The sequence below is a fragment of the Haloplanus vescus genome (assembly GCF_900107665.1).
GTDB lineage: Archaea > Halobacteriota > Halobacteria > Halobacteriales > Haloferacaceae > Haloplanus > Haloplanus vescus.
In genome coordinates, this window is record NZ_FNQT01000003.1 from 299,791 (window position 1) to 326,265 (window position 26,475).

At 64.2% G+C, this 26,475-nt stretch carries 25 protein-coding genes; 10 read left to right on the plus strand and 15 right to left on the minus strand.

Annotation, left to right across the window (positions count from 1 at the left end; translation table 11 throughout):
* Positions 1–585 precede the first annotated feature (585 nt).
* Positions 586–1,083, minus strand: a complete 498-nt coding sequence (locus BLU18_RS11575; protein ID WP_092635208.1) for a zinc ribbon domain-containing protein — start codon at positions 1,081–1,083, stop codon at positions 586–588.
* A 272-nt stretch (positions 1,084–1,355) separates the two neighbouring features.
* Here BLU18_RS11575 and BLU18_RS15195 point away from each other — a divergent pair, with 272 nt between their 5' ends.
* A complete protein-coding gene (locus tag BLU18_RS15195) occupies positions 1,356–1,490 on the plus strand; it encodes a hypothetical protein (protein ID WP_281241039.1) in 135 nt (44 codons plus the stop codon).
* An 80-nt stretch (positions 1,491–1,570) separates the two neighbouring features.
* Positions 1,571–2,794 carry a hypothetical protein gene (locus BLU18_RS11580; RefSeq protein WP_092635210.1) on the plus strand — a complete coding sequence of 408 codons (1,224 nt, stop codon included), beginning with the start codon at positions 1,571–1,573 and terminating at the stop codon, positions 2,792–2,794.
* 209 nt (positions 2,795–3,003) lie between these two features.
* On the opposite strand, the gene BLU18_RS11585 is transcribed toward BLU18_RS11580, so the two are convergent.
* Entirely contained in the window at positions 3,004–3,255 is a 252-nt protein-coding gene (locus tag BLU18_RS11585; RefSeq protein ID WP_092635212.1) for a MarR family transcriptional regulator, read from the minus strand.
* Positions 3,256–3,387: 132 nt separating this feature from the next.
* Between BLU18_RS11585 and BLU18_RS11590 the strand changes: the two genes are divergently transcribed.
* On the plus strand, positions 3,388–3,942 hold the full coding sequence (locus BLU18_RS11590) for a hypothetical protein (protein WP_092635214.1): 555 nt from the start codon (positions 3,388–3,390) through the stop codon (positions 3,940–3,942).
* Between the two features lie 27 nt (positions 3,943–3,969).
* Complete coding sequence (locus BLU18_RS11595; protein WP_092635216.1) at positions 3,970–4,431, plus strand: hypothetical protein; 462 nt, start codon at positions 3,970–3,972, stop codon at positions 4,429–4,431.
* 33 nt (positions 4,432–4,464) lie between these two features.
* On the opposite strand, the gene BLU18_RS11600 is transcribed toward BLU18_RS11595, so the two are convergent.
* Positions 4,465–5,040, minus strand: coding sequence for a hypothetical protein (locus BLU18_RS11600; protein ID WP_176791235.1), 576 nt, complete (start codon positions 5,038–5,040; stop codon positions 4,465–4,467).
* Between the two features lie 541 nt (positions 5,041–5,581).
* Here BLU18_RS11600 and BLU18_RS11605 point away from each other — a divergent pair.
* Complete coding sequence (locus BLU18_RS11605) at positions 5,582–6,235, plus strand: hypothetical protein (RefSeq protein ID WP_092635337.1); 654 nt, start codon at positions 5,582–5,584, stop codon at positions 6,233–6,235.
* Between the two features lie 4 nt (positions 6,236–6,239).
* On the opposite strand, the gene BLU18_RS11610 is transcribed toward BLU18_RS11605, so the two are convergent.
* The 10 genes from BLU18_RS11610 to thiD form a co-directional block, all read right to left on the minus strand.
* On the minus strand, positions 6,240–7,262 hold the full coding sequence (locus BLU18_RS11610) for a tyrosine-type recombinase/integrase (RefSeq protein ID WP_092635218.1): 1,023 nt from the start codon (positions 7,260–7,262) through the stop codon (positions 6,240–6,242).
* Between the two features lie 209 nt (positions 7,263–7,471).
* Positions 7,472–8,005, minus strand: a complete 534-nt coding sequence (locus BLU18_RS11615; RefSeq protein ID WP_092635220.1) for a Rieske (2Fe-2S) protein — start codon at positions 8,003–8,005, stop codon at positions 7,472–7,474.
* A gap of 42 nt (positions 8,006–8,047) precedes the next feature.
* Entirely contained in the window at positions 8,048–8,200 is a 153-nt protein-coding gene (locus BLU18_RS14935; protein WP_176791236.1) for a hypothetical protein, read from the minus strand.
* Between the two features lie 31 nt (positions 8,201–8,231).
* Positions 8,232–9,167, minus strand: a complete 936-nt coding sequence (locus BLU18_RS11620; RefSeq protein ID WP_176791237.1) for a sugar kinase — start codon at positions 9,165–9,167, stop codon at positions 8,232–8,234.
* Positions 9,168–9,210: 43 nt separating this feature from the next.
* A complete protein-coding gene (gene mutL, locus BLU18_RS11625; RefSeq protein WP_092635224.1) occupies positions 9,211–11,331 on the minus strand; it encodes a DNA mismatch repair endonuclease MutL in 2,121 nt (706 codons plus the stop codon).
* Positions 11,332–11,377: 46 nt separating this feature from the next.
* Positions 11,378–11,845 (minus strand): FKBP-type peptidyl-prolyl cis-trans isomerase, encoded by a 468-nt coding sequence (locus tag BLU18_RS11630; protein ID WP_092635226.1) that lies wholly within the window; start codon positions 11,843–11,845, stop codon positions 11,378–11,380.
* Between the two features lie 45 nt (positions 11,846–11,890).
* Positions 11,891–12,241 carry a 4a-hydroxytetrahydrobiopterin dehydratase gene (locus tag BLU18_RS11635; protein WP_092635228.1) on the minus strand — a complete coding sequence of 117 codons (351 nt, stop codon included), beginning with the start codon at positions 12,239–12,241 and terminating at the stop codon, positions 11,891–11,893.
* A 60-nt stretch (positions 12,242–12,301) separates the two neighbouring features.
* Positions 12,302–12,892: an NAD(P)/FAD-dependent oxidoreductase gene (locus tag BLU18_RS11640; RefSeq protein WP_092635230.1), complete on the minus strand. Its 591-nt coding sequence runs from the start codon at positions 12,890–12,892 to the stop codon at positions 12,302–12,304.
* A gap of 46 nt (positions 12,893–12,938) precedes the next feature.
* The gene (gene mutS, locus BLU18_RS11645; RefSeq protein ID WP_092635232.1) at positions 12,939–15,569 is read right to left on the minus strand and encodes a DNA mismatch repair protein MutS; all 2,631 of its coding nucleotides are present in this window, start codon (positions 15,567–15,569) and stop codon (positions 12,939–12,941) included.
* A 45-nt stretch (positions 15,570–15,614) separates the two neighbouring features.
* Complete coding sequence (gene thiD, locus BLU18_RS11650; RefSeq protein ID WP_092635234.1) at positions 15,615–17,009, minus strand: bifunctional hydroxymethylpyrimidine kinase/phosphomethylpyrimidine kinase; 1,395 nt, start codon at positions 17,007–17,009, stop codon at positions 15,615–15,617.
* A 199-nt stretch (positions 17,010–17,208) separates the two neighbouring features.
* Here thiD and BLU18_RS11655 point away from each other — a divergent pair, with 199 nt between their 5' ends.
* The 3 genes from BLU18_RS11655 (at position 17,209) to BLU18_RS11665 (ending at position 20,719) form a co-directional block, all read left to right on the plus strand.
* Positions 17,209–18,273, plus strand: coding sequence for a helix-turn-helix transcriptional regulator (locus BLU18_RS11655; RefSeq protein ID WP_245697947.1), 1,065 nt, complete (start codon positions 17,209–17,211; stop codon positions 18,271–18,273).
* Positions 18,274–18,380: 107 nt separating this feature from the next.
* Entirely contained in the window at positions 18,381–19,598 is a 1,218-nt protein-coding gene (locus tag BLU18_RS11660) for a DUF7096 domain-containing protein (RefSeq protein ID WP_092635238.1), read from the plus strand.
* A gap of 65 nt (positions 19,599–19,663) precedes the next feature.
* Positions 19,664–20,719 (plus strand): isocitrate/isopropylmalate dehydrogenase family protein, encoded by a 1,056-nt coding sequence (locus BLU18_RS11665; protein ID WP_092635240.1) that lies wholly within the window; start codon positions 19,664–19,666, stop codon positions 20,717–20,719.
* Here BLU18_RS11665 and BLU18_RS11670 read toward each other — a convergent pair.
* Together BLU18_RS11670 and BLU18_RS11675 are read right to left on the minus strand one after the other, a co-directional pair.
* Positions 20,716–21,960 (minus strand): CaiB/BaiF CoA transferase family protein, encoded by a 1,245-nt coding sequence (locus BLU18_RS11670; protein ID WP_092635242.1) that lies wholly within the window; start codon positions 21,958–21,960, stop codon positions 20,716–20,718. The genes BLU18_RS11665 and BLU18_RS11670 overlap by 4 nt on opposite strands.
* 51 nt (positions 21,961–22,011) lie before the next feature.
* The gene (locus BLU18_RS11675; RefSeq protein WP_092635244.1) at positions 22,012–22,773 is read right to left on the minus strand and encodes a DICT sensory domain-containing protein; all 762 of its coding nucleotides are present in this window, start codon (positions 22,771–22,773) and stop codon (positions 22,012–22,014) included.
* A gap of 102 nt (positions 22,774–22,875) precedes the next feature.
* On the opposite strand from BLU18_RS11675, the gene nucS reads away from it, so the two are divergent.
* Together nucS and ppc are read left to right on the plus strand one after the other, a co-directional pair.
* On the plus strand, positions 22,876–23,628 hold the full coding sequence (gene nucS, locus BLU18_RS11680; protein ID WP_092635246.1) for an endonuclease NucS: 753 nt from the start codon (positions 22,876–22,878) through the stop codon (positions 23,626–23,628).
* A 59-nt stretch (positions 23,629–23,687) separates the two neighbouring features.
* Positions 23,688–26,381: a phosphoenolpyruvate carboxylase gene (gene ppc / locus BLU18_RS11685; RefSeq protein WP_092635248.1), complete on the plus strand. Its 2,694-nt coding sequence runs from the start codon at positions 23,688–23,690 to the stop codon at positions 26,379–26,381.
* Positions 26,382–26,475: the final 94 nt, after the last annotated feature.

Genomic DNA, 26,475 nt, shown 5'->3' on the forward strand with positions numbered 1-26,475 from the left:
GTGACTGCACAAGTTGAAAGTGCAGATACGGCAACTCCAGCCGATGTTCACGACTGGTCAAGCACATTGAGAGCCGCCAAACTGTATCATCGTTCTTGCGATGCGGCGATGTACTTTGGGTATGGAAGTATTGTGAGTTGGGGTATGAGTATGTGGCTCTTCCGTGTTAATCTATTTCAACTTGGTAGCACAACTCTGCCAATAGTTAACGCTACAATCGCTACAATGGCGGCGATTTTTTCTTTCGGACTTTTCAGTCTTCTTCTCTTTACTGTCTGTTCTCTATTCTATATTGACCATACTCGAGCGTCTACCTCCACATCTGAGTCACAAAGCGGTGCTCAAACTGGAACGGATAGCAATCCCTGAGTCGAGCCTCGCCGGGAATGTGTATTGCTCGCATATACTACTTGAAATATGTGATGCGGCCGGTGTTCAACATTCCAAAGTCATCGGGATGCCTGCTTTCGCGTCTCTGCAAAGACACGACGGTCTCTCCCTGTTCGTCTCACCGGCACCCACGATGTATCCGATAAAACCTGCCTCCCGAGAACAACGAGTCTGCTGTCGTCTCTACGCTCGGAATTATCCCTGCTTCAAGAATCCGAGCACGTTATCAGAGACGTGCAGTAGCACCCACAGTGGGAACCCGAAGAAGATGATACCGAACCAGAACAGGAACAACGCGATAGGTAGAGGTTCGGGAAGTACGGTGATTGGATACCCGAGCGCATTACCTACCACTGCGAAGAGGAAGGTCACAACACCGAGTAGATTGACCGTCCCGAGAGCGCGACGAGGCGACTGAAACGGTCCGTAGGGGTCAGACCAGTCCCACGAATCGTTCTCTATCGAGGTCGCGTTATCGGTCGTCTCGTAGTCGTCCCCGACTGCGGTCCCACATTCAGGACAGTACGAGGTATCGTCGTCAAGCTCTGCACCACATTGTTGGCAATATCTGACTGACACGTCACGACGCTCGGAGGAGTCGCTGGTAGGTTTGGTGGAGAATTTTCTATTCCGAAATCCGATGAATTGTCGATATAGATATTCTCTTTCTTTCTTCGTGACCTGTCTCTGCACTAGTCCAAGTTGTTGACTCTGTGTTCACTTCGGCGAGACCAAAGAGCGAGGGGTATGCTCGCGTTCATTACAATTGTCCCTGTCTTCCTGCCGTTGTGGTCCTTCGGGCGCAGAGACGTGAATCTACGACACGAGACAGTCCTATAAGATATTTACCTACGGTTGTGCTGACTCAGGCTTGCTATCTTGTACCACGACACATGTGTATCCAGAGAACACCCCTATTTTAGAACCGGTGCTACAGGCGGGTCTAATTCGTATAATGCTATGCAATGGAACGAACCACCATTGCGCTCGAATCGAAGACGCGCGACAACCTTCGAGCGTTGAAGACAGGCGGACAGACCTACGACGACGTGCTCCGCGACCTGATGGAGCAGTACCGACAGGAGCACCTGGAGGAGTAAACAATGGAGAGAACCGGGTATGCACACGACGTTTCGAGTTCAATTCACCTAGGCCTTGTCGTCAACGGAGGTGAATCGCTATGACGTGGGGACTGTCGGACGAAGAGACCACGACGAGTACCGGTCCTGAAGTGGACATAGACGAGTACGGTGTTCGTAGTACCGTACTTGACAACTTCGACGAACGGATGTGGCACGTAATCGAGGCCGTGATGTCCGTTCATGCGACCCTGTTCATAGACGGTATCGAGAGTTGTTTCGGGTTGATTATCGAAGGCCCGTCAGGAGCAGGAAAGAGTACGGCATTACGCCCATTTGAAGGTGTAAACTCGCAATTCTATCGGTCGGACGACGTTACCCCTGCTTCGTTCGTGAGTCACGACGCCTCGAGAGACGAAGATGAGTTATCGCAAGACGACCTTCTGCCTCGAATCAAGCACAAAACGCTACTGAACCCCGAAATGGCGAACTGGTTCGGGGGCGACTGGGGCGTCAGGAAGGAGAAGATGGCACGGCTGGTTCGTGTAATGGACGGACAGGGATTCACGAGCGATTCAGGAACGCATGGTCGCCGTGGATATGAAGGTGATTACCGATTCAATTTCATCGGGGCAACTACTCCTCTCAAGCAGAAGGACTGGGAAATGATGGGCCACACCGGAAATCGGTTCATGTTTATTGAAATGCCGAGCAGCGACAACCGTGAAGAGGTCTATCGTGATATTATCTTCAGTGAACGTGAGTACGGACAAAAAGTGAATGAGATTACACAATCGGTTCAAAATTTCCTCACCGACCTATGGAACGATAACAGGGGTGCGAATGGCGTCAAGTGGGCTGCGACTCCGCGAGAGGAAGTCGGTGAGGGGTTAATATATCTATCGAGGCTCATTCTTCACGCTCGCGCTCCCCTAGGGGAGACTTCTGAACCGGAGGCTCCCGGGCGTGTAACGGATATGGTGAAGAATATTGCGAGAGGGCACGCACTTCTGCACGGTCGAGACCATGTCACTACTGACGACTTAGATATTTGCGCGCGGATTGCGTTGAGTACCGTTCCGAAAAAGCGTCGTTGCCTCTTACGCGAACTTCTACAATTAGGGCCGAGCGGGCGTATGCGAACACGAGAGGTGCAGAATCGACTTAATGTCGCACACGAGACGGCGACAGACCGAATGAAGACGTTAGATTCGCTCGGTGTTGCACGTCAATACAACGAAACCGTACAGGGAGGACAAGCAGAATTTATCGAACTTGACTCCGAGTTCGCTTGGCCGGAGAACCTCGCCTTTCCTGACCAGTGATATGAAGTGTAGTATTTTTAAAGTTTAGACCGGCAGCGGGTACGTGCGTTCACAAAACAGTCAAACGTGTAGCATAGGACACTACTCTGGATATATAACTAACAGATAGAGACGGGTTCAACGGTTGCTGACCTTGTTCCAACGATACTGACTGACGTGTACCTGCGACCAGTCTAAACTTTCCATTATTGATATTTCGACCATCCCTCTCATTCGACCTCTTCGGCATCAACTTCGCCGTCAAGAAACCGTCGTCCGAGGTCAGTAAGTCGGTAGTTTGAGGGGTCAATCCGTTGTAGAAGGCCCGAATTAGCGAGTTTTCGGCATCGACGCGAAATGTATTCAGCGGTGTAATCGATATTCGCGGCAATCACGGTCGGCGAGGCGACAATATCCTTCTCGTGTAAAAACTCAAGAACACGCTCGTCTGCCTGTGTCATCCAGTCAACCCGTGGTCGCATTTAATAGCGATAGTACGGGTTTAGGATGCATGAGGGAGTGTCAAAATGTGGTTATAGACACGAGAAATAATTTTGATAGATACGAATTTTTGTGGTTAACACTAAGTGAATAGAGAGATTCAGTAGGAGGTAATGGATTTAGGTCGGCGCATACTCGAACAGAAGGAGGTGTTGTACGCAGAGACCGAGGATTTGTACGAAGATGAAGTTGCTCAACTCGAATCGTTGCCTACTGCGTTCAAGGAAGGAACGTGGTCGCAAGAAGACATAGAGTGGATAATTGAGTGGAAAGTCGGTAAAGCGTTCGAGAAACCCGTTCTCCGTTACTTCCGCAACAACGACGACGCAGTCATTCGAGACAATATCGAACGAGCAGTTCACGAGTCGAACATCCGAACCAAGGTCGAGTCACTCACGTCGTTGAGCGGGGTCGGTGTCCCCGTCGCGTCAGCGATTCTCTTGTTCATCAATCCGGACCGGTTTACCGTGATTGACGAGCGGGCATGGCGCGTACTGTACGAGACGGGGTATCTCACGCAGGAACTCTCAGATGACCCGACCGTCGAGGAGTACTTGATATACCTCGGAGCGTGTTGGGCACTCTCAAACGAGTACGACGTAAGTCTCCGTGCGCTCGACATGGCGCTGTGGGCGTTTGATACAGAGGATACCATCACCAGCGACTAAATCCAGTCAGGAGAAATACTACAACGCATGGACGACTCAGAACGGCCCGAACGTCCCGGTCCCGATGCTGACGCCGCTGAGATAGCGGAGTGGATGGAGAAGGATTTCGGGCGGGCCGTGGCTGAGGGAATGGCAAACGCTGGCAACGAGGATGACTCCGATGACGAGCAGGAGGTCGTTGAGGTCGAGATACTCAATCACGAGCGCGGTGAAGTCGTCGGGACGATAGACACGAACGGAAACTTGGACACGGAGAGCGAGGTGCTGAGAAACGTCTCGCAGGAATATCTTGAGGAGGGCATCCCCGTGCTCGTCCCTACGATTTACGAGAACGAGGACGGCGAGACAGTTCACGCCGACGCCGAGGTAATGGTCGAACCGGGAACTACGGGATTCGTGCGAGCCTTCGTTGACGAACTCCCGAGTCCGTTCGACTATGATACGGAGGTTCTCGGTGAACTGCCGGTATACGCGAACGATGTCTCCTGACTGCAAAAAATCGAAACGGAGGCCCGTGTGGGCCTACTCCTCGTCGTCCGACGCCTTGTTCTTCTCAGCCACGAGCGAGTACGTTTCCTTCGTGAAACGGTACTTGCTCGGGTCGGCGTACGGCTGGAGGACTGTCCGTCCCACAGCCTCGTTCACCTTGTGCTTGACCTCGTTGAAGTCGTAGGGATTCCCGACTTCATCGAGTAGGTCACGTGTGATTCCTTCGCGGTCACACACTTGGGCCACCAGCGTGTGAAGGGCGCTGGTGTTACCCCACGGAGCGGCGTTCCGCGTGTCGCGCTCCGAGTCGTACTCGATGTCCAGAATGATGGGGTTCGTCCCACCCTGGAACTCCTTCACGAGGTATCCGTCCTCGACGAGGTCGTTTAGGAGACGAGTGTACTTCAACGAAGTGAGAACCCGCTCCTTATCGTCGATGACGTCCTCGATGGTATCGGAACCCTCCACGTCTTCGCGGAGGTCGGGACGGTTGAACGTCTGGGGCCCGTGAACGTGGGCGATTGTCTGTGCTACTCGCTGTCGTGCCGTGGTGAGTTCGTCCCACGGTGTGTGTTCGTCGTCGGAACGTGAGTCGGTAACCGAGCTCATGTGATGGGGCGCTCGGCCGTCTGCGACAAGAGAAAACTATTTCGTCAGGGCGGCCAAAGACTGGCATAAGCCCCGATAGCCTCCCTTGTCGCGGGGGCCCCGAATCCTTGCGGCCGAACGGGGGCGTTGGTGGGGCTGTCCTCCTCTCGGCCCGCGGAACCTGCCAGGGAACCGCGCGGGCCGAATCGTACTTCGTTTGACCTATCGTCGACCGGGAAGTCCGGCGTTCGGTCACAAAGTGGGACCCCCGGCATATAAGCATTTCCCCGCACGCTCCGCAAAATTGAGAAGTTCTAGGTTAACCCAAACCTTTCTGCTCACGTTTGAAATGCAAATATCGTGAATCTGGATATCCGACTGATGTTCTTTGAAACGGGAGAATGTGCCTGAAACGCCCGATAGACAGCATTTCAGCCTATATTTCCACAATCGACGGGTTCTATGACCACATTTGACGTTTCAAATTTCCCGAGGAAGCAGGAATATAGAATATCTCTGCAAAGAATTTATGCTCGGAGCGTTCCACAGGATGAATCAGACTATGGAAACAACTGTCACATTCGAGTATGGTCCGCTAACCGTCGAAATACACGCTCGAGACGACGAGAATTACCAGGATGAGATACTAGACCTTCTTCGATTTCTTGAAAACCATCAAGAGCAATTTGAGGAGATAGGTGTCGAATCAGAGGTTGCGGAGATGAAATCAGACAAAACTGGAACCGTTTCTTTGGACCAATTCGAGGATGGAGAGAGAAACGAAGAGGATGAAGAGGAACCCGACTCAACTGCGCTCGGTTCAATTGCTTCGGAATTACAGCTCTCGGTTACTAATCTGAAGGACTTCTTATATGTCGATTCTGACGGCGATGATTTCCCGGTTATATATGTTGATGAGTTTGAGGATATCGGCGAAAGGCAGACCGACCGACAACGAGTCGCTTCGTTAATTCTTCTCTATTTGTGGCACGAATGCTATGATAAAGACCGCGTGAAATCTGGGGTTTTGAAGGATGCTCTTGAACTCTCGAATGTTTCTTCGTCTGGGATGGCAAATATGTATCAGGGTGAGGGGGACCGTTATTTCGACCGTCGAGGTCGAGGACCAACTGCTACGGTTGCATTGACACCCCCCGGGAAACGACAAGCACGCAAGGTTCTTCGACGGCTCGCCAACGAAAAGAAGGAGTCCTGAGGAATTACGAATCTTCAAGATATCCCCGACGCTGTTCCATTTTCACCTGCTCTGAACGCTTATCGTAGTGTTTGTCCAGCACGTCCATGCCCACGTTCATTCGGTCACTCACGACCTTTTCAGGGACATCCTCAGACAAGTGGTGTGTGATAGACCCGCGACGTATATCATGAGGACTCACGTTCGGAGGGCACTTACTATAGTGTCCGTAGTCAGTTGCTTCGCACTCGTTGGGGTCACGACCGACAGGACAATCAGCATCGTAGAAGCACGGACGAGTGACGAAGTACACTGCATCGCGAATTGATGACGCCTGCATCCGACCATTCTCCGTCGTCAGTATCGGTTCACGCCCGTAGTCGTCGGTCACGTCGTGACGATGGTGGTCAATCCAGTCATCGATTACGCGGCACGTCTCCGCGGTCAACGCGACGAGACGTTCCCCTTCCTCGCCGTTCTTCAGGGGCGTACCCATATCGGGACGGTGTTCGAGGAGGAGTGATTTGTTTTCGCCGTCGTAGTCGTCAACGTCAATGGATTTCAGTGCCCCGAGACGCATCCCCGTCTGCCAGAGAATTTCGAGAATAACGTGCGGACGAGAGGCGTACTTGAAGCGTCGCAGGTATGGGAGGAGTTCGTCAGCATCGTCACCGTCGAGAATGCCGTTCGCCTGTTCGTCGTGTTTCTTTAACGCCGGCATCACGATTTTATCGTGTAATCCCTCGGTGACGGCATCGATGGATTCGCACCATCGAATGAAGACACGAAGGGCGTCGAGGTTGCCTTCGAGCGTGATGGGTTTGAGGTCGCCGTCGTCACGACGCCACGTTTTGAACTGTTGCAGTTTCCGTCCCGTGAGGTCGTTCATGTTGTCGAGGCCTTCGACGTTCTCACACCATCGGATGAAGTGTTTGAGTCGGTAGTGATACCCGTCGAGAGTCGATTGCGATACTTCGTGCTTCCGCGCGTTGAGGTACATCTCCTTTGCCTCAGCGGGTGAGATGGGTTCGAGCGTTTCGTACGTCATGTGTTGACTCCGAAACGCAAACGAAGCACGAAATCGGCCGACTGTGGTCGATTCTCCCCCGTTCAAATCGGGGAGGCGGCATGCTTCCACTTTTTACTTCGTCGGGTTTCCTCGCTCACTTCGTTCGCTGCGGGAACCACTCCTCGCAAAAAGGTGGGGAAAAACACCTGCTGGCTCACTTCGTTCGCCAGCAGTGAAACTGCGCTGGGCTACGCGTCCAGTCGCTGCCCGGATTCGAACCGCTCGTCGGTGAGAATCACGTCGCCGTCGCGGACGGTCACGTCGATGGGGGTGAGCGACCGGCCGCGGCAGGGGCCGCGCGTGCAGAACCCGTCGTCACAGTTGAACCGCGCACCGTGCTCGTGACAGACGAGCTGGTCGCCGTCAACGAGGGCGCCCAAGCCGCGGTCGAGCTGGACCTCCGGCTTGTGTGGGCAGGAGTTCTCCCACGCCATCACGCCTTCGTCGGTCCGCTGGAGGATGCCGTCAACTCCCCGGCGCCCGGCGCGTGCCTCGAACCGGAGCGTCCCGTCGCTGGGCACGTCGTCGACGGGGGCGACGTGTCGCCGTGTCGCCTCGTCGGCCGTCGCCTCGGCGGTCGAATCCTCGGGATCCGGCGCCGTCCCGCCCACGTCGAAGCGGAACGTCGCGTCGCCGGCCTCGACGGCGCCCTCGGTGTCGTCGATGCGCACCACTTCGTCTTCGTCCCCGTCCGTGACCGTGACCCGCACCGGCTCGTCCATACCGGCGAATTAGGTGAGCCTAAGAATAAGCCTCTCGCTTCCTCAGCGCTTCTCGATTTCCGCTTCGACTTCGATGCTGAGGCCTTCGGCGTCCAGTTCGGCTTCGACTTCGCGGCGGTCGTCCGCTTCGAACTCGAGTTCCTCGCTGTCGATTTCCACGTCCACTTCGATTTCGACGCTCACGTCGTCGGACATACTCGCTCTCGGTGCTCCGTACGCATAGGTCTCACTCCTCGCGAATCTCCTCTACGTCGCGGCGCGACCCGACGACGGCGTCGCCGACGACGGTGCGCTTGAGCGCCGCGGTGGCCGCGCCGTCGCGCAACGCCTCGCGGACGTTCGCGCCGCGGTGGCGGCCGGCGAGAAAGCCGCCGACGAACGCGTCGTGGACGCCAGCCGGGTCGCGCGTCTGGCTCTCGAACGGCGGCACCTCGTATATCGACTCGCCCGCGACGCCGACGGTGGGGTGGTCCGTGCCGTCGCGGGTGATTACCACCGTCTCACAGTCGTAGCGCGTCCGCAGGCTGTGTGCCGCCGGTACCACGTCGCCGTCGAGGCCGAACACCGCGTCGGCGTCCGACTCGTCGACGACCAAGACCTCCACGTCCTCGAGCAGTCGGTCGTACACGTCTCGGGCCGCGTCGGGTTTGAGGTCGGTCGCCCCGAATCGGGTGTCGAACGCCCGCGTCGTGTCTGCGTCGCCCGCCACGTCGAGGAGTCGCGCCGTCGTCTCGAAGAGGGCTTCGGAGCGCGTGGGGGTGGCACCGCTGACGAACAGCGTCTCGGCCTCGCGGGCCACGCCCAGCGGGACGTCCGCGGGCGTCATGCTCGTGACGGCGGCGTCCTCGCGGTCCGCGACGGTCGTCCCCCCGGCCGTCGCCCCGCGTTCGACGAAGGCCGTCGAGGTCCGCCCTTCCTCGGTCCACGCGACGCCCGTCCGGACGCCGTGGCGGCGCAGGTCACCGACGACGCGTTGACCGAGCGCGGTGTCGGGCAGTTTCGAGAGCCACGCGGCGTCGAGGCCAAGCGTCGCTGCCGCCGCCGCGACGTTGCTCTCCGGCCCGTCGACGTGGGCTGCGAACTCCCGTGCGGTCTGGATGCGCTCGCCCCGCGGCGGCGAGAACCGAAGCGTCGCTTCGCCGACGGTCACCAAATCGGTCACGGTCGCCGTTCGTCCGACCGGCGCAAAAAGGTGCGCCTCCGGGTCACTCGGCCCGTCGCCCGGCGTGCCCGGGGTAGTCGCGCTCGAACCGGTCGGCGATTTCGTCGCGGTCGAAAGCGACGACGACCGGGCGCCCGTGCGGGCAGGCGAAGGGATTCTCGCAGTCGTCGAGGGCGTCCAGCAGGTCGACGACCGACCCCTCAGTGAGCGACGTGTTGCCCGTAATCGACGGGTAACAGGCGAGGTCCGCGAGGAGTTCGTCGGCGACGGCGTCGACCGTCTCGCCGGCCGCACCCTCCGCGAACTCCGTCAGCGCGTCGCGAAGCAGCGACGGGTCGAGCGTCGCGTCGAACACCGTCGGCACCGTCCGCACCTCGACGGTCCGGTCGTCGATTCGGTCGGCGTGAAAGCCCAGTTCGGCCAGCGCGTCGCGGAAGCGGTCGAACAGCGCCCCCTCCCGCGCGGTGAGTTCGATTTCGACCGGCTCCGCCAGCGCTTGGGTCGGCGTATCGCCGCTCATCGCCTCGCGCAATCGCTCGTAGTTGATTCGCTCGTCCGCCGCGTGCTGGTCGACCAACACGAGGCCCTCGGGCGTCTCCGCGACGACGTAGGTGTCGTCGAACTGGCCGAGCACCCGCATCGAGGGCAGGCGGTCGAAGCCGCGGTCCGGCGTCGCCGTCTCGCCGTCGAGCGTCCGCTGGTCCGTCGGGCCGGTGACGCTGCCGGCGTGCCAGTCCTCGGCAGTCGCGTCCGCGTCGCGTTCGATTGCGCTTATCTCGCTTCCGTCCCCGCTCGTATCGCTCTCACTCGCCGACCGAACTCGCTCGGCCGTCGTCGACACCTCTGGCCCGGTATCGACCGTCGGCGACGCGTCCGACTCGCCGACTGCCTCGTCCAGCGTCTGTGTCGTCGATTCGCTCGCCGACGCGTCGGCGCTCGTCGCCGTCGGTCGGGTCGTCGAATCGTCATCCTCGCTGTCTTCGCTGGTTCCGTTTTCGTCAGTTGCGTCCCTGCTGGTTTCGCTCTCGTCGTCCACATCCCTCTCCTCGTCGACGCTCACGCCCTCGCCGCCCACCGCTTCCCGTGCCGGCGTCTCGGGGTCGATTTCCGTCTCCGCGGGTGCGGACCGCCCGCGCGGGGCCGAGGAGCGAACCAGTCCGTCGTCGAGGAGCGCCGACCGCACCGCGTCGGTGAGGGCCGATTTGACTCCCGATTCGTCGTCGAAGCGCACCTCCATCTTCCGGGGGTGGACGTTCACGTCGACGGCGTCTGGCGGCACCTCGACGAAGAGGACGGCGAAGGGGTAGCGGTCCGGCGCGAGTTGGCCGCCGTAGGCGTCGAGCACCGCCTCGCGGAGCGTCCCCGCCGTGACGTAGCGCCCGTTGACGAACGTCGAGAGGTACTCCCGGCCCGCGCGCGTCGTCTCGGGGTGGCTCACCAGCCCCGAAATCGACGTGACTGGTCCGGCCGCATCGTCGGCGTCCACTTCGACCATCGAGGACGCCACTTCGCGGCCGTAGACGGCGAGCACGGTCGATTGGAGGTCGCCGGTCCCCTCCGTGGCGAACACCTCGCGGCCGTCGTGTTCGAGCGTCGTCGCCACGTCGGGGTTGGCGAGGGCGTACTGCGTGACCACGCGGTTGACGTGGTCGAACTCCGTCGCCGGCGTCTTGAGAAACTTTTCGCGGGCCGGCGTGTTGTAGAACAGGTCCGTCACCTCGACGACGGTCCCGGGCGGACACCCCGAGGGCGTCACTTCGCCCGCGTCGCCGCCCTCGACGGTGAGTTCGTGGCCCCGTCCACCGTCGCGGGGGCGCGACCGGATGGTCATGTGGGACACCGCGCTGATGGTGTGGAGCGCCTCGCCTCGGAAGCCGAGGGTGCCAACCGCCGCCAAGTCGTCGCCAGAACTGATCTTGCTCGTGGTGTGTTCCTCGACGGCGCGTTCGAGGTCGTCGGCCGTCATGCCCACCCCGTCGTCGCGGACGCGAATCCCCTCGATGCCGCCGCCCTCGACGGCGACGGTGACGCGGGAGGCGTCGGCGTCGAGACTGTTCTCGAGGAGTTCCTTCACGACGCTGGCGGGGCGTTCGACCACCTCACCGGCGGCGATTCGGCGGACCGTCGCGTCGTCTAAGGCGTGGATGGTCGGCGTCTCGCTCACGACTCACACGATGACGGGACCCACCATCAACGCCACGGTCGGGTCGCTACTCGATGTCGTGGACTTCGATGTCGAACGTCAGCGTCTCGCCAGCCAGCGGGTGTTCGAAGTCGACTTCGACCGTGTCGTCGCTCACGCTCACGACGGTGCCCGACGCGCCGCCCTGCGCTCGAACCTGCATCCCTTCGGCGGGCTCCTGCCCGACCATCTCCTCGAAGTCGCTACGCGGGAACTCGCGGACTCGGTCGCCTTCCGCCTCGCCATAGGCCTCCTCCGGCGGGATGGTGACCGTCTTCTCCTCGTCTACGTCCATCCCGATGAGCGCCGCCTCGAACCCTTCGATGAGGTTGCCCGCGCCCACCTCGATCTGCATGGGCTCGAACTCGCGCTCGGGCTGCTCCTCCAGCATCCCCGCTTCTTCGGCGACGGACTCCTCCGTGGTGTCGAAGACGGTTCCGTCGTCGAGTCGACCGGTGTACGTGATGGTGACGGTGTCACCTTCAGTAATAGCCATGTCTGTTTGTCGGCTGTTAAAGGGAAAAGGGCTGGGATGGCGCGGTCAGTCCTCGGGTTCGTACGCCTCGTAGATGCGGTCCATCCGGGCCGCCATCACGAAGTCCGTCTTGTGGAGGCCGTCGATTTTGTGGGTCCACATCCGTATCTCCACCGCGCCCCACGAGAGCTCGATATCGGGGTGGTGCCACTCCTCTTCGGCGAGTTCGCCCACTTCGTAGGTGAACTCCAACGCATCCCGGAAGTCGTCGAACTCGTAGTTGCCGGTCAGGTGGTGGGCATCGACGACCTGCCACACGTCCGAGCGCACGTCGGCCAGATACGGTTCGTACTCCTCGGGCGTGAGCGGGTCGTCGTCGCTCGAACACGCTTCACACGGCTCGTCGGCGAGAGTCATACCCGTCCGTACGGGCGCGGAGGGTTTGTAGGTTCGGTCCGCGACGGAGACGTGGTCGGCTTATGCTTCGTCGTCGGCCATCGCACCGAACGTCTCCGACGCGTCCGCCGGCACGTCGAAGTCGTGGTAGTGCTCGCCTTTCTCCTTGGTCAGGATGTTGAGCGCGGCGGCGGCGCCGTCGCCCGCGGCGATGACGGCCTGCCACTCCTCACTCCGGCCCATCGCGCCCGTCGCGTAGGCGTCGTCGACGCTCGTCTCCATCTCGACGCTCACGTCCACCACGCCGTCGTCGGTCATCTCACAGCCGAGGTCCCCGGCGAGACTCCGGTCGGCGCCCGTCGCCAACACGAGGTAGTCGGCGTCGTGGTCGCCGTCTTCGGTGGCGACGGTGAAGCCGTCGCCGTCGGTCGAGACACTCGTGACCTCCGTCCCTTGTTCGCGCTCGACGCCGAAGTCGTCGACTTGCTGGCGCAGGACGCCCATGAACTCGCTGCCGCCGATGGAGCCGACGCCGGGGTAGTTGAACAGGTGGGCCTTGTGCATCCACGTCTCGTCCGTGTCGAAGACGGTCGCATCGAGGCCGTTTTTCGCCGCGAAGAGCGCAGCGCTCAGTCCCGCAGGGCCGCCACCGACTACTGCAACTGATGCCATAGGCGACATGTCGGCCGCCTCCGGAATATGTCTGTGGCCTTCCGGACTACTTTTCCCCTTCCTCCAGACGCTCCTGCCACTCCCGAACCCGCGCCATGAGGTCGACCGGCGATGTCTCGGCGACCGACGTGCCCTCGAGTTCGTCGAGCACCGACTCCGTGGCCGGGTCGAGTTCGCCGCCGTCGGATTCCGTGGGTTCTGCCTCCGACCCCTCGCGGAATCCCCCCGAACTCAGGTCGAAGACGGCCTGTTTCGTCTCGCCGCCCGACTCCGCGCCGCGCGCTTCGATAGCGCGGTCCTCGCGGAGGCGGTCTAACACGTCGCGCGAGCGGTCGACAACCGGTGACGGCACGCCCGCGAGGTCCGCGACGTGGACGCCGTAACTCCGGTCGGTCGGCCCGTCCTCGATGGTGCGGAGGAACGTGATGTCCTCGTCGTCCCCGTCGCCCGCCACGGCGACGTGGACGTTCTCCACCCGCGGCAGGTGGTCCGCCAGCGCCGTCAGTTCGTGGTAGTGAGTGGCAAAGAGACACTTGCAGCCGATTTCGTTGTGGATGTACTCGGTCGTCGCCCACGCGATGGAGATGCCGTCGTAGGTGGCGGTGCCCCGCCCCACCTCGTCCAAGACGACCAGCGAGTCCTCGGTCGCCGAGTGGAGGATGTTGCTCAACTCGCTCATCTCGACCATGAACGTTGACCGGCCGCCGGCGAGCTCGTCGAGCGCACCTACCCGGGTGTAGATGCCGTCGACGACGCCCACCGTCGCCGACCGCGCGGGGACGAAACTCCCCGCCTGCGCGAGGAGGACGATGAGCGCCGCCTGTCGCATGTACGTCGATTTCCCGCTCATGTTCGGGCCGGTGACGAGCAAGAATCCGCGGTCCTCGCGCAGGTCCACGTCGTTGGGCACGAAGTCAGTCGTCGTCTCGACGACCGGATGGCGCCCCGCCTCGACGACCAGTGGTCCGGGTTCGACCACCGCTGGTCGACACCAGTCCTGACTCGCCGCGTGCGTCGCCAGCGACGCCAGCGCGTCCACCGTCGCCAGCGTCCGCCCCACCGCCTGCAACAGGTCGGCGTGGGCCGCGACGCGTTCGCGCAACTCTGTGAAGAGGTCGTACTCCAACTCGCCGCGGGCCTCCTCCAGTCGCAACACCTCGCGTTCCCGGTCGTCGAGTTCCTCGGTCGTGTACCGCCGCGAGTTCTTCAGCGTCTTGATTTCGCGGTAGTCGTCGGGGACGGCGCCGGTTTCCGACTTCCCCACCTGGATGTAGTAGCCGTCGGTCTTGTTGCGGTCGACCTGCAGGTGGGTGATGCCCGTCCGCTCCTTTTCTCTCCCCGCGAGATTGTCCAGCCACTCCTGGGCCGATTCGTAGCGGTCGAGCAAGTCGTCGAGCTCCGCGTCGTAGCCGCGCCGAATGAGGCCGCCCTCGGTCACCGTCCCCGGCGGGTCCTCAGCGAGGGCCTCGTCCAGTTCCGCCCGCAGGCTCGCGGCCGCCTCCCGGTCCGGGTCGGCGACGATGTCCGCAAGCGGCGAGTCGGCGAGGCGGGAGTCCTCGATTGCCTCGGCGAGCGCCGGAAGTAGCGCCAGCGTCTCCCGGACCGCGAGCAGGTCCGAGGCGTCCGCGCTCCCACTCGTCGCCCGCGCCGCGAGTCGCTCTAGGTCGTAGGCGTCGTCCAGAATCTCACGCACGCGGTCACGGGCGAGTGCCGCCTCGGTGAACGCCGCCACGCTGTCGAGGCGGCGGTCGATGACGGCCCGGTTTCGACTCGGGCGCGTCAGCCACTCGCGGAGGCGACGCCGCCCGGCGCTGGTGACGGTGTGGTCTATCGTGCCGAGCAGGGACCCGTCGCTGCCGCCGTGCATCGTCTCCGTGAGTTCGAGATTTCGCTGGGTCGTCGCGTCGAGATTGAGGTGGTCGTCGGTGTCGTAAGCACGCAGGCGCGTCATCGCGTCGAGGACGCCCACGCCCGTCTCCTCGACGTAGGTGAGGAGCGCACCCGCGGCGGCGACGCCCGCCCGGTCGTCGAGGCCGACGCTGTCGAGGGCGGCCTCGCCGAACTGCTCGCGCAGGGTTCGCTCGGCGCGCCCGGGGGCGAACGCCGAGTCGTCGTGGTCGGTCACCGTCGCGTCGGTGCCCTCGCGAATCTGGTCCAGGAGGTCCGCGTCGACTGTCGGGCCCGGCACCACCTCGACCGGGTCGAAGCGGTGACACTCGGCCACCACGTCGCTCTCGGCCGTCGCGGTCGTCACGAGGAACTCCCCGGTCGTCACGTCGGCGAGGGCGAGACCGTAGCGCCCGTCGACGCGGGTTATCGTCGCCAGGAACTGCGCCGCCGGGTCGGTCGTCTCGAGTAGGGTGCCGGGCGTGACGACGCGCGTGATTTCGCGGGCGTGGCCGTCCTCGGTCTCGTACTGGTCGGCCACTGCGACGCGGTAGCCGCGTTCGACCAGTGCCTTGAGGTAGGGCGTCAGGTCGTCGACGGGCACGCCAGCCATCGGATACGTCGACCCGTGGGAGGACTTCTCCGACACCTTCAGGTCGAGTTCGTCACCCACGAACTCGGCGTCCTCCGCGAAGAACTCGTAGAAATCGCCACACTGCATCGCCAGCAGGTCCGCGTCCGTCTCGGATTTCAGGGCGAGAAACTCCCCCACGATGCCATCGGCGCTCATATCCACACCCGGGCTGTCGGCGAGTAAAACGCTGTGGGTCCGCCGTTACGCGTCTTCGACCGCGTCGAGGAGCGTGAATACGCGCTCACCCAACTCCTCGGGCGTCTCGGCGACGAGTTTCACGATGGCTTCCTTGCCCACGTCGCCCCGGTCGAGCACCGCGACGGACGTGGGGTCGTCGTCGGCCACCTCGCCGAACGCCTGCCGGGCGCCCCAGCCCATGGTTCCACTCGCGTCCTCCGGTTCGTCCGCGCGGTCGTACTCAGTCACCGGGCCGTCGAGCGCGGCCGTCGCCGCCTCCGTCTCGTCGTCGAACCGGCAGTTGATGGCGAAACGGAGGTCGGGGTCGAACTCCCGGGCCGCGAGGAGGAAGCGAGCGACGTGCGAGGAGGCGCCGAGGCGGACGCCGCCGTTGGGAGCGACCCCCGAGAGGGTGCGCGTGATTCGCCCCTCGACGGCGGCGGTTTCGCCGACTGCCTCCGCGTACGCCGTCGCGCCGACGACGTTCATCCCCACCTCGGGGACGAGCCGAGACACGTCGCGGTCGACGAGTGCCTCGACGACTTCCGCTACGTCCGTCATCGTCCGGTGGCGGTCGGCCGCCTCCCGGAGCGCCGCGAGGTGCTGTACCGCGCCCGGGCCGTCGCCCACGTCGTAGCTGTACCGAATCGCTCGCTGCATGAACGACGTGCCGGCGTCGACGGCGTAGTTCAGCGTCTCGCCGTGCGCGAGGTGCGCGGCGATGGCGCTGGAGAGCGTACACCCCGAGCCGTGGGTGGCGTCCGTGTCGACCCGCGGGTGTTCGAAGGTGCGAACGAGGGGTTCGTCGCTTCCCTCCGACAGCACTAGCGTGTCGACGACCCAGTCGTCGTCGTTCTCGACGTGGCCGCCCTTGATGAGCGCTGCGTCGGCGCCCATCTCGACCAGTTCCTCGCCGGCCTCGCGGGCGGGATTAGCGTCAGTCTCCGCCGAGATATCGACGCCCGTCAGCACCGCGGCCTCGTCGGCGTTCGGCGTGACGAGCGTCGCCTCGGAAATCAGGTCCGCATAGGCGTCCTCGGCGGCGGGGTCGAGTAGTCGGTCGCCGCTCGCGGCCACCATCACCGGGTCGACGATTACCGGCGCCTCGACCGACGACACGCGGTCCGTCACGAGTTCGATGACGGGCGCCGTCGCGAGCATCCCGGTCTTGACCGCGCCGATGTCGAAGTCGGCCTGCACGGCGCCGAACTGCGCCGCAATCTCGTCGACCGGGAGGGTGTGCGAGCGTTCGACGCCGACGGTGTTCTGGGCGGTAATGGCGGTGACGACGGACGTGCCGAAGACGCCGTGGGCCTCCATCGTCTTCAGGTCGGCCTGGATGCCGGCCCCGCCACCCGAGTCGCTCCCGGCGACCGTCAGTCCGACCGGCGGCGAGACGGGCGCGCGTTTGCGGCTCACGCGTCGCTCACCTCCACAGGGTGCGGCGCGTGGGCGGTACGGTTCGGCGACGGAGTCGAAGCGTGTGTCACGTTCGTGCGTACAAGCAGCTGATATTTATCGGTGGTGGGACTCGGGACTGTTCCGAGCGGCAAGACCTATCTACGACGGGGGAAAATGCACGCCCACTCAGATGTCGACGCCTTCGCCAGGTCGGCTCGTGACTGCCACGGCCGTCGCGGTGCTTCTGTTGGTCGCGACGTCGGCGGTCGGGTCGCTCGCGTCGTCGCCGTCGTCGCCGGCGCAGTTCGGCGGTGGGGGCGTCCACCAGCAAGACGTCGAGACGGACTCCGTCCGCCTCATCGTCTCCGTCGAGGAGAACGGGTCCGCGACGTGGACCGTCCAGTACTGGACCCGCCTCGACGACGAGAACACGACCGACGCGTTCGAGTCGCTCCAGTCGGACATCCAGTCGAGCCCGTCGAACTTCTCCGACCGCTTCGCCGCGCGGATGCAGTCGACGGTCACCGCGGCGGAGAACGCCACCGAGCGCGAGATGTCCGCCACCGACTTCGAGGTGCGCGCGGAGACCCGAACGCCGCCGGAGTACGGCGTCGTCGTCTACTCGTTCCAGTGGCAGCAGTTCGCCGCCGTCGACGGCGACACCCTCCGCGTCGGCGACGCCATCGAGGGGCTCTTCCTCGACCAGCGGACCCGGCTCGTCGTCGAGTGGCAGAGTTCGTACGCGCTGGCCGACGCGACACCAGAGCCAGACGAGCGCCGGGACGGCGCCGTCGTCTGGCGCGGCGCCGAGACGAGTTTCGTCTCCGGTGAGCCGAGCGTCGTCCTCCGCCCCGCCTCGGCGGCGAGTCCCGAGGGCCCGTCCAGCCCCGGGTCGCTCCTTCCCCTCGTCGGCGTCGGCCTCCTCCTCCTCGTCGGCAGCGCCGTCGCGTGGCGCTACCGCGGCCGGTTCGGATCCAACGGCGAGAGCGCCGACGATGCGGCCGCGCCGACCGCCGACACCGAACCGGAGTCGAGCTCCCCCGACCCAGACGAGGCGCCGCCCGAGGCTCGCGAGGACCTCCTGAGCAACGAGGAGCGCGTCCTCCGGTTCGTCCGCGAGCAGGGCGGGCGGGTCAAGCAACAGGAAATCGTCGAGGCGTTCGACTGGACGGAGGCGCGCACGAGTCAAATCCTCCGTGACCTGCGCGACCAGGGTGACCTCGAAGGCTTCCGACTGGGCCGCGAGAACGTGCTGAAACTCCCCGACGACGAGGACGAGTAGCGACCGACCGCCATCGGGCCTTCAGGCACGCCTTGTACCGGCTTAATCCGGATTAAACCAGCTTGAGATTCGTCGTAGTTTATTGGGTCGTCACACCTAGAGCGTTCATGATGAGACGAGACCCTCCGGACGCTCTCGTGTTCGCCCTCGTCGTCGCCGTCGTCGTCGGCGCGGTGGCGGTTCCCGCGTCGGCACTCGGTGCGCCAGCGGCGACGACTGGCGAGGACGGAGCGTACGTCGGGCAGCAGACGAGTGATGGCGCGACGGTGAACGATTCGGCGTCGAACGACTCGGAAGCGAACGAGTCGCTCGCCCCCGGACAGCGACTCGCTGGCGTCGTCGGCGTCCAAGGCGCCGAACTCGACGGTGAAATGGACCAGCGGACGTTCCAGTCCCGTGTCGCTCGCGCCGACTCCAACGCGTCGAAGGCGGCCGTCGTGGCGACGGACCTCAACGCCGCCCGGGAGCGCCTCCAGACGCTCCGCGAGACGCGCGCCGAGCTCCGCGAGGCCCGCGAGGCCGGCAACATCTCTCGCGGCGAGTACCGAGCGCGGATGGCCGTCACCGCCACGCAGGTGCAGTCCCTCCAGCGCCAGCTCGACTCGAACGAACGACTCGCGCGGGACTTGCCAGACGAAGCGCTCGAATCCCAGGGCGTGAACCGAACGGAGATAGACCGCCTCCGACAGAACGCGAGCGAACTCGACGGCCCGGAGGTCGCCGAAATCGCCCGCGAGATAGCGGGTAACGGGAGCGCACGCGGCCCGGCGAACCGCTCCGAGGCACCCGGGCGCGGTGACGCCCAGCGTGACGCCGGCAACGGCAGTCGAGCATCGCCCGCAGCGAACGAGTCCACACGCGGCCCGCCCGAGGACGCCGGATCAAGACCCGAGAACGCCAGCAACGCCACTCGCTCTGCGCCCGAGGACCGAGGCCCCGCCAACCGCTCGTCGAACGGGTCGGCGTCGGGCAACGCGGACGAGCGCCCGACAGACCGGTCGAACGGCCCCGACGGCAATTCGAGTGACGAGGCGAACGGCAATACGACGGAACGTGGGTCTGGGAACGGTGACGGCGCCGACAACGCCGGCGGCGGAGACGGCGCTAGCGACGGAAACGACGCTGATGGCGCTGAAAACGGCGCTGACAGTAACGACGCCAGCGGGTCCGGAAACGGCGCGGACGACGCCCCGGGGCAGTCGGACGACGCCGACGAGTCGAACGGCGCCGACGGCAGCCAATCCGACGGCTCCGGGAACGCGGGCGGGTCGAGTGACTCGGCCGGGCCGCCCGACGATTCGGGCGCCGGCGGCGGCGACGACTGACCCCACCGGCGCGTCGACGAGTCGAGTATTGCACCTTTTTGTGTGCGTCCTGTGACGCCTCGGGCATGTCGTACGACATCGCGCTCATCCCTGGCGACGGGATTGGACCGACAGTCGTGGACGCGGCGCTGCCGCTCCTCGACGACGTCGCCACCGAACACGGATTCGATATCGAGACCACCCGCTACGACTGGGGGACCGAACGCTACCTCGACGCGGGTGCGATGATGCCCGACGACGGCCTCGAGACGCTCGAATCCCACGACGCCATCCTCCTCGGCGCGGTCGGCCACCCCGAGGTGCCGGACCACGTCACGCTCAACGGCCTCTTGCTCCCCATCCGCAAGGGCTTCGACCAGTCCATCTGCAAGCGTCCCGCCGTCCTCTTCGACGGCGTCGATAGCCCGCTGAAGGGGTATTCGGGCGGCGACATCGACATCCTCGTCTTCCGGGAGAACACCGAGGGCGAGTACGCCGACATCGGCGGCCGCGAACACGCCGGCTTCGAGAACGAGGTGGCGGTCCAGAGTGCGGTCTACACCCGTCGGAGCACCGAGCGCATCGTCCGCGCCGCCTTCGAGGCCGCCACGGAGCGTTCCGGGCATCTGACGAACGTCACGAAGTCGAATGCCCAAGCGCACGGGATGGTCTTCTGGGACGACATCGTCGACGAGGTGAGCGAGGAATACCCCGACGTAGAGGTCGAACGCCTCCTCGTCGACGCCGCGAGCATGGACATGGTGCGCCGCCCGGACGACTTCGATGTGGTCGTCTGCTCGAACCTCTTCGGCGACATCCTCACCGACATCGGCGCCATCGTCACGGGGAGTATGGGCCTCGCCCCCTCCGCGAACATCGACCCCGGCCGCGACCACCCGTCGATGTTCGAACCCGTCCACGGCAGCGCGTTCGACATCATGGGCGAGGGCGTCGCCAACCCGCTCGCGACCGTCCTCTCCGGGTCGCTTATGATTGACCACCTCGGCGAGGACGCCGCCGCCGCGGACCTGTGGGACGCCGTGACAGAGCAGTTGGCCGACGACGACGCGCCGCGGACGCCCGACCTGGGCGGCGACTCCACGACGAAAACCGTCGCGTCGGACCTCGCTGACCGACTCTAGCGGTCCGGAATCGCGCCGTCCGCTCGGAGGCGGTCGATGTCACCCTCGTCGTAGCCGAGTTCGCCCAGAATCGCCTCGGTGTCCTCGCCGAGAAGCGGCGGTGCGCCGTCGAAGCCAGCGGACGCGTTCTCGTAGTTGAGCGGGTGTTCGATGACCGGCACGGTGCCGAGCGCCGGGTGTTCGATTTCGCGCACGACGCCCCGGGCGTCGGTCTGTTCGTTGTCGAGGGCCGTCGGCACGTCGTAGACGGGCGCGACGGGGAGGCCGTGGTCCTCGGCCAGCAGTTCGACCCACTCGTCGGTGGTGCGCTCGCGGAACACCTCCGAGAGTTCGTCTTCGAGTTCGTCCATGTGTTCGACGCGGTCGGGGTTCGACGCGAAGCGGTCGTCGTCGGCGAGGTCCGGGCGCCCGACCGCCTCGCAGAGTTCGCCCCACAGCTTCTGGTTCGCACAGCCGACGTTGAGGTAGCCGTCGGCGGTCGGGTAGGTCTGGTACGGCGCGAGGACGGGGTCTTTGGTCCCCATCCGCGTCGGTTCCTCGCCGACGAACGCCTTGCCCGCCTGTTTGGTCAGCCACGGGAGCGCGGCGTCGTGCATCCCGAGTTCGATTCGGTCGCCCTCGCCGGTGCGCTCGCGGCGGAAGAGCGCGCCGACGACGCCAAAGGCCGCCCACATGGCGGTGATGAGGTCGGTCTGTGGCAGGCCAACCTTCACCGGGTCGCCGTCCTCCGGGCCGGTGACGCTCATGATGCCGCTGGTCCCCTGCACCAGCAGGTCGTAGCCCGGGCGACTGCTCCACGGCCCCGTCTCGCCGAACGCGGAGATGGAGCAGTAGATGAGGTCGTCGTTCACGTCCCGCAGGTCGTCGTAGCCGACGCCGAGTCGCTCGGCGGTTCCGGGCCGGAAGTTCTCGATGACCACGTCCGCCTCGGCGACGAGGTCGTACAGGGCCTCCAGCCCCGACTCGGTCTTGAGGTTGAACTCGACGCTCAACTTGTCGTAGTTTATCGTCCAGAAGTAGGGGGATTCGCCGTTTTCGTCGGCTGTCTTCCCCGGCCCGTCGTAGTCGGCGTCGGGTTCGACGAAGGGCGGGCCGGAGTGTCGGTTGTCGTCGCCCGCCTCGGGGCGTTCCACCTTGATGACTTCCGCACCCTGGTTGGCGAGCATCAGCGTCGCGAATCCGCCGGTGACGAACGTCGTCAGGTCGACGACGGTGATGTCGTCGAGAACGCGCGTGTCCATACGCCCACCCTCGACCGAATCGGGTAAAATCCTTCCGAGAACGGGGGTCGGTCAGTCGTCGTCACGCGGGTCGTCTGCGCCGCCGTCCGTCGCCGCACCTTCCGGGCACGCATACGTGTGCCGGAGGTGGTCGATGATGGCGTCGACCGTCTCGGGGTCGTACGTCCAGAAGCCGTAGAACGACCCCTCGGCACGTTCCTCCGCGAGGAGCGCACACTTCGCGGTGTCGACGCCGCCGCCGTCGTACGCGACGAACCACGTGTCTCGTATCTCCGTCGCGGTCGATTTGTGGAGCGTCGGCCTCGTCGGGAGGTCGACGCCCTCGCTCCCCTCCGGGTGGGCGTAGACGTGGACCGAGAGCGTGCCGTGCCGAGCGATGTCGTCGTACGCCTCGGCCTGCGAGGCGAACCGGCCGCAGGTCTGGAAGCCGGCGTGGAGTTCACCCGCGGCCCCGCGCCACGCCCGGTCCTCGATTTCCTTCGACGCCGCCACCATCCGCTGGGTGTCGTAGGAGGTGAACATCGTCTCGTCGAGCTCGTCGAGGACCACGTCGTACGTCTCGCGGGTGAACCCCGGTTCGACGCCTGGTCGCTCGGCGAGCACGTCGCTCACGTCGAGCGCGGCCAGAAACTCGTCGCCGCGGCTCAACACTGCGTAGTTCCGCGGCCCGGCCTCGGACGCGGCGCGCTCGATGGTGATGTTGCGGTCGGCGAAGTGTTCGCGAAGCGCCGCTGGCACGCCCGCGTCGGGGTTGAAGACCGTCAGCGTCTTCTCCTCGTCGTCGACGTCCGCGATGAGTTCGAACAGCCCCATTCGACGGATACACGGGTGGCGACTATTTGTGCTTTTATGCCGTGACGGTCGTTTCCGCGACGCGCCCCTTTTGTGCACCGACGGCGTAGGGGCGGGCAATCGATGTCGGTCACGACGCTTCACCGGCCCGCCCATCGGGACGCGCTCACCCACCTCGACGACGCCTTCCAGCGCGGTGACCTCGTCACCGTCTTCGGTCGGTGCACCGTCGAGTACGACGGGCGCGCGTCGAGCAGCCTCGGCCCCGGTGACCGGCTCCTCCTCCTCAAACCCGACGGCTCGGCGCTCGTCCACACCGACGAGGGGCGGACCCCCGTCAACTGGCAACCGCCCGGCTGTGACCACTTCGCCAGCGTCCGCGACGGCCGCCTGCGCGTCCGGAGCGTCCGTCGGTCGCCGGAGGAACTCCTCGACGTGCGCTTCGAACGCGTCCACCACCTCGCCGCCTACGACGTGACCGACCCCGACGAACTCGATTTGCAGGGGAGCGAGGCCGACCTGAAAGAGCACATCCTCGCCACTCCGAGTCGCATCGAACCCGGATTCGAACCGCTCGCCACCGAACGCGAGACGGACGCCGGGCCGATGGACATCTTCGGCGAGGACGACGCCGGCCGGCCGGTCGTCGTCGAGTTGAAGCGGCGGCGCGTCGGGCCGGACGCCGTCGGCCAGCTCCGGCGGTACGTCGACGCTCTCGAACGCGAGTTCGGATCGGGACGCGAGATTCGGGGCGTCCTCGTCGCGCCCTCCGTCACCGACCGCGCCAAGTCGTTGCTCGACGAGGAGGGTCTGGAGTTCGTCGCGCTTGACCCCACGACGGGCCGGCCGCCGGCCGACGCGACGGACGCTGGCTAGTCCCCCCGTCCTGCGCTATCCGTTCGTTTAATGTACGTGGTACGGGCACACATGACTACATGACTCTCCATCACCGGACCGTCCGTCAGGACGTCCGCGAACTCGGCACCCTTCTCGGTGACGTACTGGAGGCGCAATCCTCCACGGAGGCCTTCGAGGCCGTCGAGGACCTCCGCACGGCAGCCATCGACTACCGCGACGGCTCGCTCCCGTCGCGCGAACCACTTCGCGAGACGCTCGACTCGCTCGACCCCGAACTCGAAGGCGCGACGGCGCGTGCGTTCACGGCCTACTTCGAACTCATCAACCTCGCGGAGGAGCGCGAACGCGTCCGCGCCATCCGCCGTGACGAACAGGAGGGCCGCATCGAGGACAGTCAGACCGAGACGGTCGCCTCGCTGGTCGAACGCGACGCGGACGCCGAGACGGTCCAGCGCGTCCTCGACGACGTGCTCATCCAGCCGACGTTCACCGCGCACCCGACGGAGGCCAACCGCAAGACCATCAAGGCCAAACTCCGGACCATCACCACGCTCCTCGAATCGCTCGACGAACGGCGGTTGACCGACTCCGAGCGCCGGAAGTCGTGGGACCAGTTGGAGGCCGAGGTGACGAGTCTCTGGCAGACGCCCCACGTCCGTGACCGCGCTCCCGAACCCCAGGACGAGGCGCGCAACGTCCAGTGGTATCTGGAGAACACCCTCTTCGACGTGGTGGGTGAGGTGTACGCCGACTTGGAGGAGACGCTCTCGGAGGCCTACCCCGAGGTGGACGTGCCCAAACTCTTCGAGTTCCGCTCGTGGGCGGGCAGCGACCGCGACGGCAACCCGGCGGTCACCGTCGACGTGACGACCGAGACGCTCGACCGCCAGCGGTCGGTCGTCCTCGACCGCTACCGCGCCGAACTGAAGCGGCTCTCGGGCATCCTGAGCCAGGACGCAGCGTGGATTACGCCCGGCGAGCGGTTCGAGTCGTCCCTGCTCGCCGACCGCGAGCGCTTCCCGGAAGTCTCCAGCGAGGCCCAGGAGCGTTACCCCCACGAGTTCTACCGACAGAAGCTGAAACTGATGCGCGAGCGACTGGAACGGGTCGACGACGTTCGCCCCGGCGGCTACGACGACCCCGACGAACTGGTCGACGACCTCGAAGCCATCGACGAGAGCCTCCGCCTCAACGACGCCGAATCCATCGCCGACGCCTACGTCCACCCCCTCGTGCGGAAGGTGGAGACGTTCGGCTTCTCGCTCGCCAGCCTCGACCTGCGCGACCACCAGAAAAACCACACCGAAGCAGTCGACGAGTTGCTGTCGGCACAGGGCATCGACTACCGCGACCGAGACGAGGACGAACGCGTCGAGGTACTCACGGAGGCCATCATGCAAGATGCCGACGTGGTCGACATCGCCAGCCCGGGCGACGTGAGCGACACGACGGCGCGGGTCTGTGAGCGCTTCGAGGCGCTCCGGCGCTGGCAGCGCGAATACGGCACCGACGCCATCGACACCTACTGCATCAGCATGACCGAGGAGCCGAGCCACGTGCTCGAAGTCCTCTTCCTCGCCGATCAGGCGGGCGTCGTTTCTCTCCCCGAGCACAGCGGGCTCGACGTGGTGCCATTGCTGGAGACCGAACGCGCCCTCGACGGTGCTCGACGCATCATGGGGACGCTGTTCGAGAACGACGCGTACGCGGCGGCGCTCGACTGCCGCGACAACACCCAGGAGATCATGCTGGGCTACTCCGACTCCAACAAGGAGAACGGCTTCCTCGCCGCGAACTGGAGTCTCTACCGGAACCAGCGTCGTCTCGCCCGTATCACCGACGAGTTCGACGTGCAGATGCGCCTGTTCCACGGCCGCGGTGGCTCCATCTCGCGGGGCGGCGGCCCGATGCACGAGGCGATGCTCGCGCTCCCCATCGAGACGGTCAACGGACAGATCAAGTTCACCGAACAGGGCGAGGCCATCGCGGAGAAGTACGGCAACCCACGCATCGCCGAACGCAACCTCGAACGGATGCTGGACGCGCAGACTCGCGCGCGCTACCAGTCGATGGAGGGGCCGATCAAGGAGACGCCCGACGCGTGGACCGAGGCCATGGAGACGATGTCGGCGGCGGCACGGACGGCGTATCAGGACCTCCTCGAAACGGAGGGATTCATCCCCTACTTCGAGACGGCGACGCCGATTACGGTCATCGAGGACCTCAACCTCGGCTCGCGTCCCGCCTCGCGGTCCGGCGAGCGCACCGTCGAGGACCTCCGCGCCATCCCGTGGGTGTTCTCGTGGACGCAGTCCCGGTGTATCATCCCCGGGTGGTACGGCGTGGCGACGGGCATCGACGCCTACCTCGACGACGGTGGGTCGATGGACACCCTCCAGCGGATGTACGAGCGGTGGCCCTTCTTCCGGACGACCCTCGACAACGCCGCGCAGGCGATGACGCGGACGGACATGGAAATCGCCGCGGAGTACGCGTCGCTCGCGCCGGAGGACCTCCGCGAGCGGTTCTTCCCACGTATCCGCGATGAACACGCTCGCGCCGTCGACCTCGTCCTCGACATCACGGAGCGTGAGGACCCCCTCCAGCGTCAGTGGCTCCGCGAGAGCCTTGAGCGGCGGAATCCGTACGTCGACCCGCTGAACCTCCTCCAGATACGGCTGCTGGACCGCGACGGGCGGTCGCCCTCCGAGGAGCGGACGCTCCGCCTGACGGTCAAGGGCATCGCAGCGGGGATGAAGAGCACCGGGTGATTCGCCGACGCGAACGCAACGGCGTCGGTGGGCGTACGGGCGCTACAGCCGCCGTACGGCATCGAAGGCTTTATTCACCGCCTCGGCTTCGATT